Source organism: Ruegeria sp. CF4 (assembly GCF_056537345.1).
Map to the genome: position 1 here is coordinate 1 of NZ_JBQFRJ010000016.1, position 16718 is coordinate 16718.

At 56.5% G+C, this 16718-nt stretch carries 14 protein-coding genes and 1 pseudogene; 4 read left to right on the forward strand and 11 right to left on the reverse strand.

Going from position 1 to position 16718, the window contains the following annotated elements:
- From gcvT to glyA, 6 genes and pseudogenes are all read right to left on the reverse strand, one after another.
- A pseudogene (gcvT, locus tag ACR0NF_RS20610) lies at positions 1-147 on the reverse strand (glycine cleavage system aminomethyltransferase GcvT); the annotation flags it as partial.
- 16 nt (positions 148-163) lie between these two features.
- A complete protein-coding gene (locus tag ACR0NF_RS20615; RefSeq protein WP_480472020.1) occupies positions 164-586 on the reverse strand; it encodes a universal stress protein in 423 nt (140 codons plus the stop codon).
- Between the two features lie 78 nt (positions 587-664).
- On the reverse strand, positions 665-2038 hold the full coding sequence (locus ACR0NF_RS20620) for an alanine/glycine:cation symporter family protein (protein ID WP_480472021.1): 1374 nt from the start codon (positions 2036-2038) through the stop codon (positions 665-667).
- 25 nt (positions 2039-2063) lie between these two features.
- Positions 2064-3008 carry a lipoyl synthase gene (lipA, locus tag ACR0NF_RS20625; protein WP_480472022.1) on the reverse strand — a complete coding sequence of 315 codons (945 nt, stop codon included), beginning with the start codon at positions 3006-3008 and terminating at the stop codon, positions 2064-2066.
- 14 nt (positions 3009-3022) lie between these two features.
- Positions 3023-4402 (reverse strand): dihydrolipoyl dehydrogenase, encoded by a 1380-nt coding sequence (gene lpdA, locus ACR0NF_RS20630; RefSeq protein ID WP_480778865.1) that lies wholly within the window; start codon positions 4400-4402, stop codon positions 3023-3025.
- Positions 4403-4413: 11 nt separating this feature from the next.
- Entirely contained in the window at positions 4414-5667 is a 1254-nt protein-coding gene (gene glyA, locus ACR0NF_RS20635) for a serine hydroxymethyltransferase (RefSeq protein WP_480778866.1), read from the reverse strand.
- Positions 5668-5814: 147 nt separating this feature from the next.
- Between glyA and ACR0NF_RS20640 the strand changes: the two genes are divergently transcribed.
- Both ACR0NF_RS20640 and speB read left to right on the forward strand, forming a co-directional pair.
- Positions 5815-6417: a helix-turn-helix domain-containing protein gene (locus ACR0NF_RS20640; RefSeq protein ID WP_480472025.1), complete on the forward strand. Its 603-nt coding sequence runs from the start codon at positions 5815-5817 to the stop codon at positions 6415-6417.
- 349 nt (positions 6418-6766) lie between these two features.
- Positions 6767-7732: an agmatinase gene (speB, locus tag ACR0NF_RS20645; RefSeq protein ID WP_480778867.1), complete on the forward strand. Its 966-nt coding sequence runs from the start codon at positions 6767-6769 to the stop codon at positions 7730-7732.
- Between the two features lie 131 nt (positions 7733-7863).
- On the opposite strand, the gene ACR0NF_RS20650 is transcribed toward speB, so the two are convergent.
- From ACR0NF_RS20650 to ACR0NF_RS20670, 5 genes are all read right to left on the reverse strand, one after another.
- Positions 7864-9198: an NAD(P)/FAD-dependent oxidoreductase gene (locus ACR0NF_RS20650; RefSeq protein WP_480778868.1), complete on the reverse strand. Its 1335-nt coding sequence runs from the start codon at positions 9196-9198 to the stop codon at positions 7864-7866.
- 199 nt (positions 9199-9397) lie between these two features.
- On the reverse strand, positions 9398-10699 hold the full coding sequence (locus ACR0NF_RS20655) for an NAD(P)/FAD-dependent oxidoreductase (RefSeq protein ID WP_480472028.1): 1302 nt from the start codon (positions 10697-10699) through the stop codon (positions 9398-9400).
- A 13-nt stretch (positions 10700-10712) separates the two neighbouring features.
- On the reverse strand, positions 10713-12107 hold the full coding sequence (locus tag ACR0NF_RS20660; protein ID WP_480472029.1) for an aspartate aminotransferase family protein: 1395 nt from the start codon (positions 12105-12107) through the stop codon (positions 10713-10715).
- Positions 12108-12121: 14 nt separating this feature from the next.
- A complete protein-coding gene (locus ACR0NF_RS20665; protein ID WP_480472030.1) occupies positions 12122-13501 on the reverse strand; it encodes a glutamine synthetase family protein in 1380 nt (459 codons plus the stop codon).
- A 122-nt stretch (positions 13502-13623) separates the two neighbouring features.
- Positions 13624-14274 carry a GntR family transcriptional regulator gene (locus ACR0NF_RS20670; RefSeq protein WP_480472031.1) on the reverse strand — a complete coding sequence of 217 codons (651 nt, stop codon included), beginning with the start codon at positions 14272-14274 and terminating at the stop codon, positions 13624-13626.
- Between the two features lie 140 nt (positions 14275-14414).
- Between ACR0NF_RS20670 and ACR0NF_RS20675 the strand changes: the two genes are divergently transcribed.
- On the forward strand, positions 14415-15503 hold the full coding sequence (locus tag ACR0NF_RS20675) for a polyamine ABC transporter substrate-binding protein (RefSeq protein WP_480472032.1): 1089 nt from the start codon (positions 14415-14417) through the stop codon (positions 15501-15503).
- A 74-nt stretch (positions 15504-15577) separates the two neighbouring features.
- Complete coding sequence (locus ACR0NF_RS20680) at positions 15578-16717, forward strand: ABC transporter ATP-binding protein (protein ID WP_480778869.1); 1140 nt, start codon at positions 15578-15580, stop codon at positions 16715-16717.
- The last annotated feature ends 1 nt before the right edge of the window (position 16718 follow it).

Sequence of the window (16718 nt, forward strand, 5' to 3'; positions counted from 1 at the left end):
CAACGCCGCCTTCTCACGACACTGCTTATGCTCACCCATTATCCCCAAGGGATACTGAACAGGCATCTCCCAACCAGCAAAATCAACCAACTTACCTCCCAACTCAACATGCAACGAGTACAAAGGAGTGCGCTTAATCTCTGTCATAACTAGCGCCTTTCAATCAGCGGGACTGGTCACGAACGACCGTAACGGTGCAATGCGCGTTGCGCACGACACGGGCGAGGTTCGGGCCAATCTCATAGTTCGGGAAATCACCTTTGGTCGACGCCATGACGATCAGGTCAAAGCCGTCCTTGTAGGCGAGCTTCAGGATTTCGCGGTATACGCTGCCTTCTTCGACTTGGATTGTTACGTCAGAGGCATCGCCATGATCCAGAATGGCCTGAACCGCATTGCGCACGTGCTCTTTTGCGCCAGCACCATAGTTGGCGGGCAGGTTCGGCAGCTGGATGATCTCAGGGATGACGGCAACCGCGTGCAGCTCGGCCCCGTAGAATTTCGCCTGTTCCAGTGCGAGAGGCAGGGCATTCTTCCACGAACGGTCGTCGGTATGATCAATAGGCAGCAGGATTTTCGTGGCCATCACGTCTCTCCTCGAGATAGGGAATTCGGTTTCAAACCGGAGGGCCGAGATGGCCCTCCGCATTCTTTAGACCCGAGATTACTCGGCAGCCGTTGCGCCCGGCTCTTCGGATTTGCCGCCCGAGGCGAAGAACTCTTTCGTCAGTTTGAAGACGATTGGGCTCAGCAATGCGAGGGCGATCAGGTTCGGAATGGCCATCATGGCGTTCAGCGTATCCGCCAGCAGCCAGATGAAGCCCAGATCTGCAGTTGCGCCGAAGTAGATCATGACGATCCACAGGACGCGGTAGGGCATCAGGGATTTCACACCCAGCAGGAACTCCACACATTTCTCGCCGTAGAACGACCAGCCCAGGATGGTGGTGAAGGCAAAGATCGACAGAGCGATGGCGATCAGATACCCACCGATACCCGGCAGCGACAGTTCGAACGCGTGGCTGGTCAGCGCCGCACCGGATTCACCCGATGTCCACGCACCCGAAGCGATGATTGCCAGACCGGTGATCGAGCAGACGATGATGGTGTCGATGAACGTACCCAGCATAGCGATCAGGCCTTGGTTTACCGGACCTTTGGTCTCGGCGGCGGCGTGCGCAATCGGTGCCGAACCCAAACCGGCTTCGTTCGAGAAGACACCACGTGCCACACCGAAGCGGATGGCGGCCCAGACGGCTGCGCCCGCGAAACCACCTTCGGCGGCCGATGGGGTGAAGGCGTAGGTAAAGACCAGCGACAGGGCGGAACCGATATTGCCGATGTTAATCAGCAGAACCAGCAGACCGGCGATTATATAAGCGACCGCCATGAAGGGAACCAGCTTACCGGCAACCGCACCGATGCGGGTGATACCACCCAGAATCACGGCTGCGGTGAGGACCATCAGCACGACACCGGTGACCGAGGTGTTGAGGCCAAAGTTGGCTTCCAGTACCTGCGCCACACCGTTGGCCTGTACGCCGTTGCCGATGCCGAAGGCAGCGATCGCGCCGAACAGAGCGAAAGCAACGCCCAGCCAGGCCCATTTCGCGCCCAGACCGTTCTTGATGTAGTACATCGGGCCGCCGACATAGTTACCAAGCTCGTCCTTTTCGCGATACTTAACCGCGCAGACGGCTTCGGCATATTTGGTGGCCATGCCCACCAGGGCGGTCATCCACATCCAGAACAAGGCGCCCGGACCGCCCAGGAAGACAGCAGTGGCCACACCGGCGATATTACCCGTACCGATGGTCGCCGACAGCGAGGTCATCAGCGCGTTGAACGGGCTGATTTGCCCTTCGCCCTGACCTTCACGGCCTTTGAACAGCAGGCTGAAACCTGTGCCGACGCGCAGGATCGGCATGAATTTCAGGCCGACCTGCAGGAAGAAGCCGACGCCAAGAATGAGAACCAACATCAGCGGCCCCCATACGACGCCATTGATGGCCCCTACGATTGAGTTTAACGCTTCCATGGATTTCCTCCCATATGCGTTAGAGTTATGCCCAGTTCGCCAAAGCCCGTTGGCGGGCTTGCTTTAGGGCGACAAAATCTTCGTCCGCGTGGAACGACGAACGGGTCAGCGGAGTCGCCGACACGTGCAAGAAGCCCTTGGAACGCGCGATCTGTTCCAGTTGGGCAAATTCTTCCGGTGACCAGAACCGGTCGATCGGATGATGTTTCGTGGTGGGTTGCAGGTACTGGCCGACGGTCAGAAAATCGACATTGGCAGCACGCAGGTCGTCCATGACTTGCCGCACGTCGTTCAAGCTTTCGCCCAAACCAACCATCAGGCCCGATTTCGTGAAAATCTCGGGATTGGTGCGCTTTGCATCGTCGAGCAAGCGGAGCGACGTGTAATAGCGAGCACCCGGGCGCACCGTCGGATAGAGATGCGGTACAGTTTCCAGATTGTGGTTGAAGACATCCGGTGCCGCTTCAAATACAATATCTGAGGCGCATCCTTTTCCCAGAAAATCCGGTGTCAGAACTTCGACTGTGGTTCCCGGATTTTGATGGCGCACGGCGCGGATGGTTTGCGCGATATGCTCGGCGCCGCCATCTTCCAGATCATCCCGGTCAACTGACGTGATCACCACATGGCGAAGACCCAGCTTCTTGACGGCGGCAGCAACTCGGCCCGGTTCGAATACATCCAACTTATCTGGCCGACCGGTGGCTACATTGCAGAAGGAACAACCACGCGTACAGATCTCGCCCATGATCATCATCGTGGCATGGCGTTTGGACCAGCACTCACCGATGTTCGGGCACGCGGCCTCTTCACAGACCGTTGCCAGATCATGCTCGCGCATCAGGCGGCGGGTTTCGTAGTATTCTGCGCTATCACCCTTTTTCTTGCGAATCCACTTGGGCTTACGCGGGATGACACTGTCGGCCTTCTTGGCTTTTTCCGGATGGCGGGGGCGAAGCTGGACGGTCATCTGGCTGGTCTCCCTTAGGCGTGGATCGCGCGGCCCATGGCGTCGAGGCAGGCTTCTTTCACCGCCTCTCCCATGGCCGGATGTGCGTGACAGGTTGCGGCTACTTCGGACACGGTTGCGCCCTTGGTCATGGCCAGAACTAGTTCGGCAATCAGATCACCGCCATGTGCACCGCAGATATGAGCGCCCAGGATTTTGCCGTTCGGGTCAGCCAAAACCTTGACCGCCCCATCGGTTTCTCCGGTAGAACGCGCGCGAGAGTTGGCCATGAAGGCAAACTTGCCCACCAAATACTCGGCTCCGGCCTCTTTAAGCGCCTCCTCGGTCAATCCGACAGAAGCAACCTCAGGATCGGTGTACACGACGCCGGGCACAGTGTTGTAATCCACGTGACCGCCCTGCCCTGCCAGCATCTCGACACAAGCAACACCATCTTCTTCGGCCTTGTGGGCCAGCATCGGTCCTGGAACGCAGTCGCCGATCGCGTAGATGCCGGGAACGGACGTTTGGAACGTGTCATTGACCTCGACAAAGCCGCGCTGGTTTACAGCGACGCCAAGCACCTCCAGACCAAGGCCGCGGGTGACAGGGCGACGCCCGACAGCGATCAGAACCTTGTCGGCCTCGATCACTTCTTCCTTGTCCTTGCCGACGCGATCCACGGTCAGGGTTAGCCCAGCATCAGACTTCTCGACCGATTTCAGCGCGCGGCCCAGTTGGAATTTCAAACCGCGTTTGGACAGGGCGCGCTGCGCCAGTTTGGCAATCTCACCATCGATGCCGGGCAGCACCCGATCCAGATACTCCACAACGGTCACTTTGGCACCCAGCCGTGCCCAGACCTGACCTAGTTCAAGGCCAATCACACCTGCACCGATAACCACCAGATGTTCCGGCACGGATTCCAGCGCAATAGCGCCGGTTGAGCTGAGGATATCCTGCTCGTCAATCTGGATTCCCGGCAACGAGGTCGGTTCAGATCCGGTTGCGATCAGGATATTTTTGGCCTCGTGGACATCACCTCCGACCTTGACCTGTCCAGCGGCGGGGATGCTGGCCCAGCCTTCGATCATATCAACACCGTTTTTCTTGAACAGAAATGCAATGCCCTTGGTCAGATCGCCTACGATCTTGTCTTTGCGGCCCATCATTGCGGGTACATCAATGCTGGCCCCCTCGACCGCAATACCGTGGGAGGAGAGATGTGCAAGTTCGGCATACTTGGCCGAGGAGGTCAGCAACGCTTTGGAGGGGATGCACCCCACATTCAGACAGGTTCCACCCAGTGCCCCGCGCCCTTCGACGCAGGCCACCTTCAAGCCCAACTGAGCCGCGCGAATGGCTGCAACATAGCCGCCCGGGCCGCCGCCGATGACGATAAGATCGTAAGTCATCTGGTCTTCTTTCAGTAGATCGGGTGGTTTGCACAGAGGGCGTGAACCTTCTCGCGGGTTTCTTTTTCGACAGCTTCATCTCCGCCTGGGGATTGTGCCAGTGCGTCCAACACATCTCCAATCAGGTGGCCAATCTGCTTGAACTCTTCCGGTCCAAAGCCGCGGCTGCATCCGGCAGCGGTGCCCAGACGGATACCACTGGTGATGGTCGGCTTCTCAGGATCGCCGGGAACGCTGTTCTTGTTGCAGGTGAACCCGGCGCGTTCCAACGCGGCCTCGGCGTCCTTGCCCGTCACACCGATGGGGCGCAGATCAACCAGCATCAAGTGGTTCTCGGTGCCACCCGAAACGATGTCGCAACCACGTGCCATCATCACGTTAGCCAACGCGGACGCACTGTCGACGACGCGCTGCATGTATTCCTTGAATTCCGGCTTCAGAGCCTCGCCAAAGGCAACTGCCTTGCCCGCGATCACATGCATCAGAGGGCCGCCTTGCAAGCCGGGGAAAACTGCCGAATTGATCTTCTTCGCCAGCGCTTCATCATTGGTCAGAATGATGCCGCCGCGCGGGCCACGCAGAGTCTTGTGCGTGGTAGAAGTAACCACATGGGCGTGCCCAATCGGCGAGGGGTGCAGACCCGTGGCAACCAACCCGGCGATATGCGCCATATCGGCCAGCAGCCACGCCCCGACCTCATCAGCGATTTCGCGGAATTTGGCAAAATCGATTTTCTGAGAATAGGCCGATGCCCCGGCGATGATCAGCTTGGGTTTCTCAGCCCGGGCCAGCTCGGCGACCTGATTGTAGTCGATCAGACCTGCATCGGTCAGACCGTACTGTACCGGACGAAACCACTTGCCGGATTGCGCGGGCTTTGCACCGTGGGTCAGGTGGCCGCCTGCATCCAGCGACATGCCAAGGATCGTGTCTCCGGGGCTAAGCAGCGCCAGCTTCACCGCGCCGTTGGCTTGCGCGCCCGAATGCGGCTGAACATTAGCGTATTCGCACCCGAAGAGTTTCTTGAGGCGATCGATCGCTTCGCTTTCCACCTCATCCACATATTCGCACCCACCATAATAACGGCGACCGGGGTAACCTTCGGCATATTTGTTTGTCAGAACAGAGCCTTGCGCGTCAATGACAGCCTGCGAAACGATGTTTTCCGACGCAATCAGCTCAATCTGCTCTGCCTGACGTTTGCCTTCACGCGCAATTGACGCAGCAATGATCGGATCGGCATCTTTGATCGATTTTGTAAACATGGTCTCCTCCTGCAATCCCGAATCCCAAGTACGAAATTTTGTTTCCTATAGTGGATTTTTATCTCTTGTGGCAACATTAATCTCATTTTTGTGAAGTTGTGTGAGTGCGGGGAAACAGGTAACCTGAAGAAAAACAGGGGGATTTTCATGGCAGATGATACTTCGAACGAGGCCTCCGGTCCGGAGGAACAGGATGAAGGCGCCGCACTGGGGCGATCAATCCGGGATGCGCGCCGGGCAAAAGGATGGACGTTGGAAGAAGCAGGACGGGCTGCAGGAATCGGTCGCTCGACACTTTCCAAGATCGAAAACAATCAGACACGCCCCAGCTTCGACATTGTTCGCAGGCTGACGCAGGCGTTGGACATGAGCACACCGCAATTGTTCCTGCAAACCAACCAGACCGGAATTTCAGGACGCCGCGATTTCACCCCAAAAGGTGAAGGCGAAATGAAGGACACTCCCACCTATCTGCACGAATTGCTTTGCCCTGAGCTGACCACCAAGCGCATGTTGCCCTACATCGCAACGATCAAAGCCCGCGATTTGTCAGAATTCGAGACCTGGATCCGTCATAGCGGCGAAGAGTTCATGTACGTGATCAGTGGCGAGCTCACATTCGTTTCTGAGCACTATCGGCCTCTGAAAATGAAAGCAGGTGACTCTCTCTATTACGACAGCGGCATGGGCCACGGCTGCATCTCGACCAGCGAAGAAGACGCCAGAGTTCTCTGGGTCTCGCTGGAGTGATCTGGGGCATCGATCGGGTAAGACCTGGGCTGAAAGGACCAGTGCCATCAACGGCGTGGTTTCTAACATGCCGATGTCGCGATTGTTTATTGCCAGTATCTTGCATCAGTTGTCGATTGTAGTGTTAATCTCGGCCTACTGCATGCTCTACATCTATTGTCACGATAAACCGATATCGCCCCGCGAGGGATGCATTGCCCATTTGTCCGCAGCGCGCCGAGCGCTACGGCCCATGGGATTTTCGGTGTTCCTCATGCTGATCGTGACCAGTTTGCTGTCCGCCACCTCTCAAATCGCCTCGTTCCCGCCGGAACGGGCTCATCACTAAACTCTCGGAAACGGAGAAATCATGTCAGGTCATGGCTACGAATCTGGACGCTTGAATCTACCTTTTGTCGGCATTTCGACATTCGGCAAGAAACCTTATGTCGAGAATTGGGACAAGATCGACGCAGATGTCGCAATCCTTGGTGCGCCATTCGACTTCGGATGCCAGTTCCGACCGGGCGCACGGTTTGGCCCGCGTGCCGTACGCGAGGCATCGACCTTGTTCAGCTTTGGTCATGCTGGAGCCTATGATCACGAGGATGACGCCACCTATCTGGGTGAGGACGTGCGCATCGTCGACATAGGCGACGCAGACATCATCCATACCAAGACCGAAGAAAGCCATGACAACATCGAATTCGGGGTGAAAAAGATCCTCGATGCAGGTGCTATCCCGGTAACGATCGGGGGCGATCACTCGATCAACATCCCCTGCATCAATGCGTATGCCGAGGATTGCGCCAAGAATGGCCCGATCCACGTCGTTCAAATCGACGCGCATCTGGATTTCGTCGACGAGCGTAAAGGCGTGACCTTGGGCCACGGAAACCCGATGCGCCGAGCTATCGAGAAAGACTATGTCTCAGGCATGACCCAATTGGGTATCCGTAACGTGTCTTCGACCGCGAAGGAAGGGTATGAAGATGCGCGCGCGCGCGGTTCGGACATCCTCTCTGTGCGGCAGGTACGCAAGCTGGGGACAGAAGGCGTTCTGGCTCGTATCCCTGAGGGCGCGCGGTACTATGTCACCATCGACATCGATGCCTTCTGCCCGTCAATCGCGCCGGGAACCGGTACACCCAGCCACGGCGGGTTTCAGTACTACGATGTGTTGGAAATCGTGCAGGGCCTCACCAAGCGCGGCGATGTGGTGGGCATCGATCTGGTCGAGGTTGCCCCAGCCTATGATCCGACCGAAAGCACCCAGATCCTGGCTGCGCAGCTGCTGCTAAACTTCATCGGATTTATCTTCCACAACAGAACCTGAAGAGATCGGCAACCAACGGAGGCCAAGATCGGCCTCCGCCACGACCGCAGGGGAATCCTGCCTAGTCTTTGAACTGGCTTTGAATGAAGTCCCGAGGGTCTTTCTGCAATCCTGCGCGCGCCTTGGCGGGATCAAAGGTTGTCTTTGATCTTGTACCACGTGAAGGCCATCGGCAGCGAGGCGCGCCGCCATGAGCCAAGCTCGAACCGGCGCATCGGGCGCTTCATCAGATCAGGATGGGGCCGGGTTGCGCGGCCCAAAGCCTGATCGGCGATCAGCGCGCCAGCATAAGGAGCCATCGTTACACCACCGCCGTGATACCCCAGCGCAGCCCAGGCGTTGTCCAACCCGGGAACCGCGCCGGCGAAGGGCACGAGATTGCGGGTCATACAGATCAAACCCGACCAGAAATACGCAATTTCCACATGCCTCCATTCGGGAAACATCCGCTTGAAATCAGCGTGAGCTTTGGCCTCGGTCGCGGTGATGTTGGTCTCCGTTACACGGACCGAACCGCGTAAGCCAAGCAGCATTCGTTTGTTCGGAAGCAGACGGAAATAATGAAGCAGCGTGCGTGTGTCACAGACCATCTGCGCACTCCACCATCCCTGCGCATTGATCTCGTCATCACTCAAGGGTCGAGTGACCAGAATGTTCGACTGCACAGGCAGATAGCGACCCGCAAATGCCATTGGAAGATCGTCTGAGGAATAACCGTTGGTTGCGATCAGAAGCTTCTTTGCACGCACAATCCCGTTGGGCGTATGCAGAACATGGCCGTTGTCCTGCGCGATCCTTGTGACCGGAGAATGCGAAAACATGCGCACTCCGGCAGCTTCGGCCTGCCGGGTCAGGCCTAGAACGAACTTCATCGGATTAAGTGCAAATCCGATCGGCAGATGCACAGCACCGTGAAAATCAGGACTGTTCAGGCCATGCGCAGCCATCTCTTCCTTTGGAACGAACTCATAAGGCAGCCCATAGCGGTTCGTATACTGTTGCCCGTATTGCTTGAGCCCCTCAACAGCGGCAGGCCGATGGGCGACGTAAGTGTAACCCTTGGAATGACGATCCACGTCCAGATTGTACCGATCCAGATACTCCTCGACCAAATCGACCGAAGCACGTTCGGCATCGAAGAACACGCGCGCGTCATCTTCGCCGTATTTCTTGACGATCTGATCGTCTTCCATCTTGCCACTGCCGACCGAGACCAACCCGCCATTGCGACCAGAGGCACCCCAGCCGGGCCCTTGCGCGTCCAGCAACACCACATCCGCCCCTGCCCCGGCCAGAGTCAGTGCCGCTGACAGACCGGTATAGCCGCCACCGATGATTGCGAATTCACACACCGTTTCACCAGCCTGAACCTGATACTCAGGCATAGGCGCATCAACCGTGCTGTCCCAATACCGGTCACGGATCGGGCGATCGCCATAGGCCAGGGGTTCATAAAGTCTCTTCATCCGCCGTTACCCGGGTCGGATGCAGATGTTGCAGGTCGCAGCGAGGCAGGACTGCGCAAAGCAACCAACGGCTGCCATCGGGGTATCGGAACGCTTTGCCGCGCCGCACTTCATGCGCCTATCTGTTTTCATCGTCACCGCCGACATACCAATCTGTTAGCTTCTCAAAAGCATGGTCTACGCGGGTCGAGCACAAAGTCTATAACTTATCGCGCAGGCTGAACCAAAGCATCGCCAATACCAGAAGCGGTGTGCGAAACATCGGACCGCCGGGGAAGGGTTTGGTCGGAACTTTGGCCATGATGTCGAAACGCTCTGCCTGACCCGCAATGGTCTCTGCCGCTATCTGACCCGACAACGTACCCAGAGCCACGCCTGCGCCCGAGAAGCCCGACAGCGTCAGAATATTACCTCCGATCCGTTCGTAATGCGGCATCCGGTTCATGGTAATGCCCAGCGTTCCGCCCCAGGCATGATCGATGCGGGCGCCCTTCAGCTGCGGGAATATCTCGGTCATCGGCTTTCGCACCGCCGAGGCGATGTCGGACGGGAACCGGTAACCATAGCTTTCGGTGCCGCCAAACAGCAGGCGGTGGTCGTCAGAGAAGCGGAAATAATTGATCACGAACTTGCTGTCAGCGACCGCATAGTTGTTACGTATGATCTCTTCCTGCGCTGCCGGGTCCATCGGCTCGGTGGACACGATGAAATTGTTGATCGGCATGACACGTTGCGCCACATGTTTGTGCATTTCACCCAAATAGCCGTTACAACCCAAAACCACATAGCGCGCCTTGACGCTGGCCTCCTCGGTCTTGACCACCGCGGGCTCACCCTCCAGAACCTTGTTGACTTTCGACCGTTCGAATATCCGCACACCTGCTTTGACGGCCAGCCGCGCCAGACCCAGCACAAGCTCAAACGGGTTCACGTGACCCGCACCCATATCCAGCGTTCCGCCGTAATAGGCAGGTGAGTTCACCAAATGGCGACATTCATCCTTGTCCAGAAGTCGGATTTTGTCATAGCCATATTTGGTGTTCATGTGCTCGACGTATTCCACATTGTGCTTGTGGTACCGTTCCCGGTGCACTGTGTGGATCACGCCATCGTGGAAACTGGTGCGGACCTCATCCTTCTTGGTTAGTTCGCGCACCAGATCGACAGCCTGCGCGCCAATATCCCACAACTGGCGTGCATGCTCGTCCCCGACCATGCCTTCAAGCTCTTCCTGATCGACGCGCTGCCCCATGCTGACCTGACCGCCATTGCGGCCGGATGCGCCAAAACCGACACGCTGTGCATCCAGCACAATCACGTCATAGCCACGTTGCGCCAGATGATAGGCCGTTGAAAGGCCCGTGAATCCCGCACCGACAACGCAGACGTCGCATTCCAACGATCCCTGCGCCCGGGGTAACGGGTCAAGGGTTTCGGCCACATCGGCATAGTATGAGCCGGGGTATTCCCCCAACCGGTCATTTGCGGTCAGCAGATCCATTGGAGGCTCGCATTCACGCCGCTTCGAACATTCCGTCCACGCGGATCTGTTCAAGACATTCGTCCAGCGATTTGCGGGCCCGTTCGATCAGGACATCGATTTCATCCAGCGTAATGGTCAGCGGCGGAGAAATGATCATCCGATCGCCCACATGACGCATGATGACATTGTTCGCAAAGCACCGTTCACGGCAGATATACCCAACGGTTCCAGCGTCCGACGCAAACGGAGCACGGGTCGACTTGTCCGGGGTCAGCGCAATTGAGGCCATCATTCCAACGATCTTTGTTTCGCCCACCAGCGGATGATCGGCCAGAGCCTCCCATTTTTCCTTCAGATAAGGGGCGGCTACGTTACGCACGTGTTCGATGATCCCGTCCTCTTCCAGAATACGAAGGTTCTCCAACGCTACGGCGCAGGCTACAGGATGGCCAGAATAGGTATAGCCATGATTGAACTCGGTCCCGTCAAGAACCTTCGCAATTTCGTCCGACACTATCGACGCACCTATGGGCGCATAGCCCGAGCTGAGCCCCTTAGCTACTGTCATAATGTCTGGATTGATGCCCAGTGTTTGTGAGCCAAACCAATTGCCAGTCCGGCCAAAACCGCAGATCACCTCATCAACGATCAGCAGGATATCGTATTTCTTACAGATGCGCTGAATCTCGGGCCAGTACGTCGATGGTGGCACGATGACTCCGCCCGCCCCCTGAATCGGCTCGCCGATAAAGGCCGCGACTTTTTCCGGCCCAACCTCTTTGATTTTGGCTTCCAATTGGCGCGCGCGTTCGAGGCCGAATTCCTCGGGCGATACGTCACCACCTTCAGCCCACCAGTTCGGCTGATCAATGAACTCGATGCCCGGGATCGGCGGGCTGCCCTGCTCATGCATCCCTTTCATTCCACCCAACGACGTGCCACCAATGGTCGAACCGTGATAGGCGTTCCAGCGCGAGATGATCACGTCCCGCTCGGGCTGGCCCTTCTCGGCCCAGTAAGTGCGCACCAGACGAATGTTGGTGTCATTGGCGTCCGAGCCGCCATTGGCAAAAAACACATGGTTCAGATCACCGGGTGCCAGCTCAGCCAGCTTCTTAGCCAGCATTAGCGCAGGGACATGTGTAGTCTGGAAGAAGGTGTTATAATAAGGCAGCTCTTTCATCTGCCGTGCTGCGACCTCGGCCAACTCTTCCCGGCCATAACCGATATTGACGCACCAGAGACCGGCCATGCCGTCCAAAATCTCGGCGCCTTCGCTGTCGCGCAACCAGACACCTTTTGCACCGGTAATGACGCGGGCGCCTTTTTCATTCAACTCATCCCCCTTGGTAAAGGGATGCAGGTGGTGGGCAGCGTCCATCGCCTGCAGTTCAGCAGTGGGCAGATGGTTTGCGAATGCCGTCATGTTAGGGTCTCCAATCAAACGTTCAAAAGTAGGTGCTGCCGTTCCCAGGGTGAGATTTCGCGCTGGTATTCTTCGTTTTCAGCGCGTTTGATATCTGCATAGAGCTGGCAGAATTCCTCACCCAGGACCGAACGGATTTCGGTTGCATCATCGAACTGGTCAAGCGCCTCACGCAGGCTGGCAGGCAGCGGCTCTTCCGCCTCCCAGACTTCCTGCTTGGCTTCGGCGCGTGGCTCGATCTTGTTCATCATCCCCAGATACCCGCAGGCCAGCGACGTGGCGATGGCGATGTAGGGGTTGCAGTCCATCCCGATGACCCGGTTTTCAAGTCGACGCGCAGCAGGGCTGGAATGCGGTATACGCAGACCGGTCGTACGGTTGTCGCGCGCCCACTCCAGGTTGGCTGGCGCGCTTTGGCCATCGACCGTAATCCGGCGGTACGAGTTGACATAGGGCGCCAGCAGCGGAACAACCTGCATCATATAATGTTGCGATCCGCCGATGAACCAACGGAACAGGTCCGAGGCAGAGCCATCTTCGTTCGAAAAGATATTCCTGCCGCTCGTCGTGTCGATCACACTTTGGTGGACATGCATGGCACTGCCGGGTTCGTCCCGGATCGGCTTTGCCATGAAAGTGGCAAAGACACCGTTTTTCAGCGCCGCTTCCCTGATCGTGCGCTTGAAGTAGAACACCTGATCGGCCAAACGCTCTGGATCACCATGCATCAGATTGATTTCAATCTGCCCCGCGCCGCCTTCCTGAATGACGGTATCAATCTCGAGGCCCTGTAGTTCGGCATAGTCGTAAATGGTGTCGATCACCGCCCCATATTCATCGACTGCGGCCATCGAATAAACCTGACGGCTCGCACCTTTACGGCCAGTCCGGCCCAGTGGTGGCTCGATCTCCTCATTCGGGTCGAGATTGGGTTTGGTAAGATAGAACTCGAGCTCTGGCGCGATGATCGGTGCCCAGCCTTTGTCGCGATACGCCTGCATCACGCGTTTCAACACGTTGCGCGGTGCGACGCTCAGCGCCGAGCCATCGCGGTTGAACATGTCACAGATGACCTGAACCGACACATCGTCACCCGACCAGGGAACCGAGCAGGCCGTGCTCATATCCGGGCACAGCACGATATCCTTTTCAAGCCACTGGTTCTCGATTTCCATATCGACATACTCACCCGAAATCGTCTGATAAAAGAGCGAGATCGGAAGTGCGAGGTCCTCTTCCGGCCTGAACTTGATGGCGGGCATCGCCTTGCCACGCGAGGTCCCTGCAAGGTCCGGCACAATGCATTCGACCTCATCGATTTTGCGCCCCTGTGCGTATGCCATGAATTCATCCGACAGGTTCTCCTGCCAGTGATCACTGTTCGCATTTTTCATCAAAACCTCCGCGACACCGCTAAACAAGCGATACCTTCTTCAACGCAAACAGTTTTGATCAAATCTGAGGTGATAGTCAATCACCACGTTTCACCAGCCCCAAACAAGCGACTTAAATCACGCTAAGCCGGAAGGGTTTGGCGAACAAAATCCATGCCCTGACTGATATCTCGCTCAATGGCGGTTCTGACCTTTTCCGGGTCTCCTCCTCGCAGCGCTTCAGTCGCCTCGCGGTGGTGGTCCAACAGGTTCGCTGTCCCGGAGCGACCGCAAACGACACGCAATGACGGCCCGATCTGCAGCCAAAGCGACTCTGCAATTCGCTGCAGAATCTGAGCGTCGGCAGCGGAATACAGCTTGAAATGAAACTGATAGTTTGCCTCGAGATATCTTCTTATGTCGCCAGCCTCAATGGCTCGGTCAACCATGGCATCTATCTGTTCTAACTCACTTATTTGATATTCTTTGAAGTTTTCAGCCGCCATAACCGCAAGGTTCGGCTCGACTGACATTCGAACCAATTCGATCTGCTGCAAGCGATGGACACTCATGACCGGAACTTCCACCCGACGGTTTTCTTGCGCCACCAATGCGCCCTCGGCGGTCAATCGTCGGATCGATTCCCTTACAGGCGTTACCCCGGCCCCTATCGCCTCGGCAAGACCATGAATGGTAAGCGGCTGTCCGGGCACAAATTCACCATACAAGATCATTTCCTTGATCTGAACGTAGATCGTTTCGTGCTCCGGCTTTCTGCCTGTCAACCGGTTCATTCTTCTCTTTTCGCTCCTGTCAATTCGTGCATCGAAACCTAGTTCACCATCATAAAATTATCAAATTTTGACGAGGCGCTTGCAAAGAATCATATTTTGATCAAAATTGCAACGCAGTACCGACAGATGGGGAGAAAAGAATGCTAAAGCATAAGTCGAGTGCGCTGTTCGTCATTGCGGCAGTCGCGGCACAAACCGCGTGGGCGAGTGAAGTGCGCGTGTACAACTGGTCAGATTACATAGACGAAGAGCTTTTGACCAAATTCGAAGAAGAAACCGGAATAGATCTGATCTATGACGTATTTGACAGCAACGAAGTTCTAGAAACCAAGATGCTGGCTGGCGGTTCGGGTTACGATGTGGTTGTGCCAACCGGCACCTTCCTGCAACGCCAGATTCAGGCCGGCGCGTTCCAACCTCTGGACAAGTCGCAATTGTCGAACTCAGGCAATCTTTGGGATGTTATTCAGGATCGAACTTCGGGCTATGACCCGGACAATGCTCACTCGATCAACTACATGTGGGGAACCACTGGGCTTGGCGTGAATGTGGGCAAGGTCAAAGAAGTGCTGGGCGAAGATGTGGCGCTCAACAGCATGGATCTGGTCCTGAAACCCGAGAATATGGAGAAACTGGCCGAGTGCGGTGTTCATTTTCTGGATGCACCAACTGAAATCATCCCGATGACGCTACAGTATATCGGAGAGAACCCGGATAGCCATGACACCGACGTCATCGCCAAATCCGAAGAACTTCTGACCGCTGTGCGCCCTTATGTCCAAAAATTCCACAGCTCGGAATACATCAACGCGCTGGCCAATGGCGATATCTGTGTCGCCGTGGGCTGGTCGGGTGATGTCTTGCAGGCCCGTGACCGTGCCGCCGAGGCCGAAAACGGGGTTGAGATCGAATATCACCCGTTCGCCGAAGGCTCGCTGATGTGGTTCGACCAGATGGCCATCCCTGCAGATGCGCCGAACCCGGAAGCTGCGCATAAGTTCTTGAACTTCATCCTGGACGCCAACAACATGGCCGCCGCTTCGAACTACGTTTACTACGCTAACGGCAACAAAGCCTCGCAAGAGTTCCTGGAAGAGGACGTGATCGGAGACCCGGCGATCTATCCGGATGAAGCGACGATGCAGAACCTCTACATCACGACGCCCTACCCGGCGAAAACGCAGCGGGTCGTGACCCGTTTGTGGACCAAGATCAAATCAGGCACCTGACTAGGGCCCGTGATCAATCCGGACCGCCCGACCCAAAATCTGGGCCGGGCGGTTTCCGTAAGGAGGGACTCAATATGAACCAACCGGCAAGCGCATCGGTCTTTGCACCTTGGGCAGATGCGGATGAAACCCCACTGATTTCGTTTAAGTCGGTGACCAAGAACTTCGGCGCATTCACTGCGATCAACGACATCACACTGGATATCTACCGCAAGGAATTCTTTGCATTGCTTGGCCCTTCGGGTTGCGGCAAGACAACCCTGATGCGGATGCTGGGCGGTTTTGAGACACCTACAAAAGGTGTAATCACGATTGATGGTCAGGACATGGCCAGCATCCCCCCCAACAAGCGTGCTGTGAACATGATGTTCCAAAGCTACGCCCTTTTCCCACATCTTTCGGTCTGGGATAACATCGCGTTCGGCCTGAAACGCGACAAGATGCCAAAGGATCAGATTGCCGCGCGCGTTGAGGAGATGCTGAGCCTCGTTCAGCTTGGCAAATTTGCAAAACGAAAACCACATCAGATTTCTGGCGGTCAGAGACAGCGGGTCGCGTTGGCTCGATCGTTGGCCAAGGCGCCCAAGCTGCTTTTGCTGGACGAACCACTGGGTGCGCTGGACAAGAAACTGCGCCAGGACACCCAATTCGAACTGATGGACATTCAGGAACAGACCGGCACCACCTTCGTGATCGTCACGCACGATCAGGAAGAAGCAATGACAGTCGCCAGTCGCATTGCGGTCATGAACCATGGCGAACTGGTGCAGGTCGAAACACCAGATCGCATCTACGAAACTCCAAATTCGGTTTATGTGGCGGATTTCATCGGCGACGTGAACTTGATCGAAGGAAACGCCAAACCCCGAGGAGACGGCAAGACCGAGCTTCACTGGTCCGAAGGACAGGCCCCACTTGTCGCTGAATGCCCGCACGCACCCGAGCTTGAAGCCCGATGCACCTTCGCCATCCGACCCGAGAAAGTGGCGATCAGCAAAGAACGCCCGGATGGCCGCACCAATGTGGTTCAGGGCAAGGTCCATGACATTGCATATCTCGGCAATATTTCGACCTACAAGGTTGAGCTGCCTAACGGCGCAATGGTGAAAGCGCAAACAGCAAATAATCGTCGTATCGCCCGACGGGATCTCACCTGGGACGATGAGGTCTGGCTGTCCTGGACCGAAACAGCCGGCATCGTGCTGGATCGGTAAC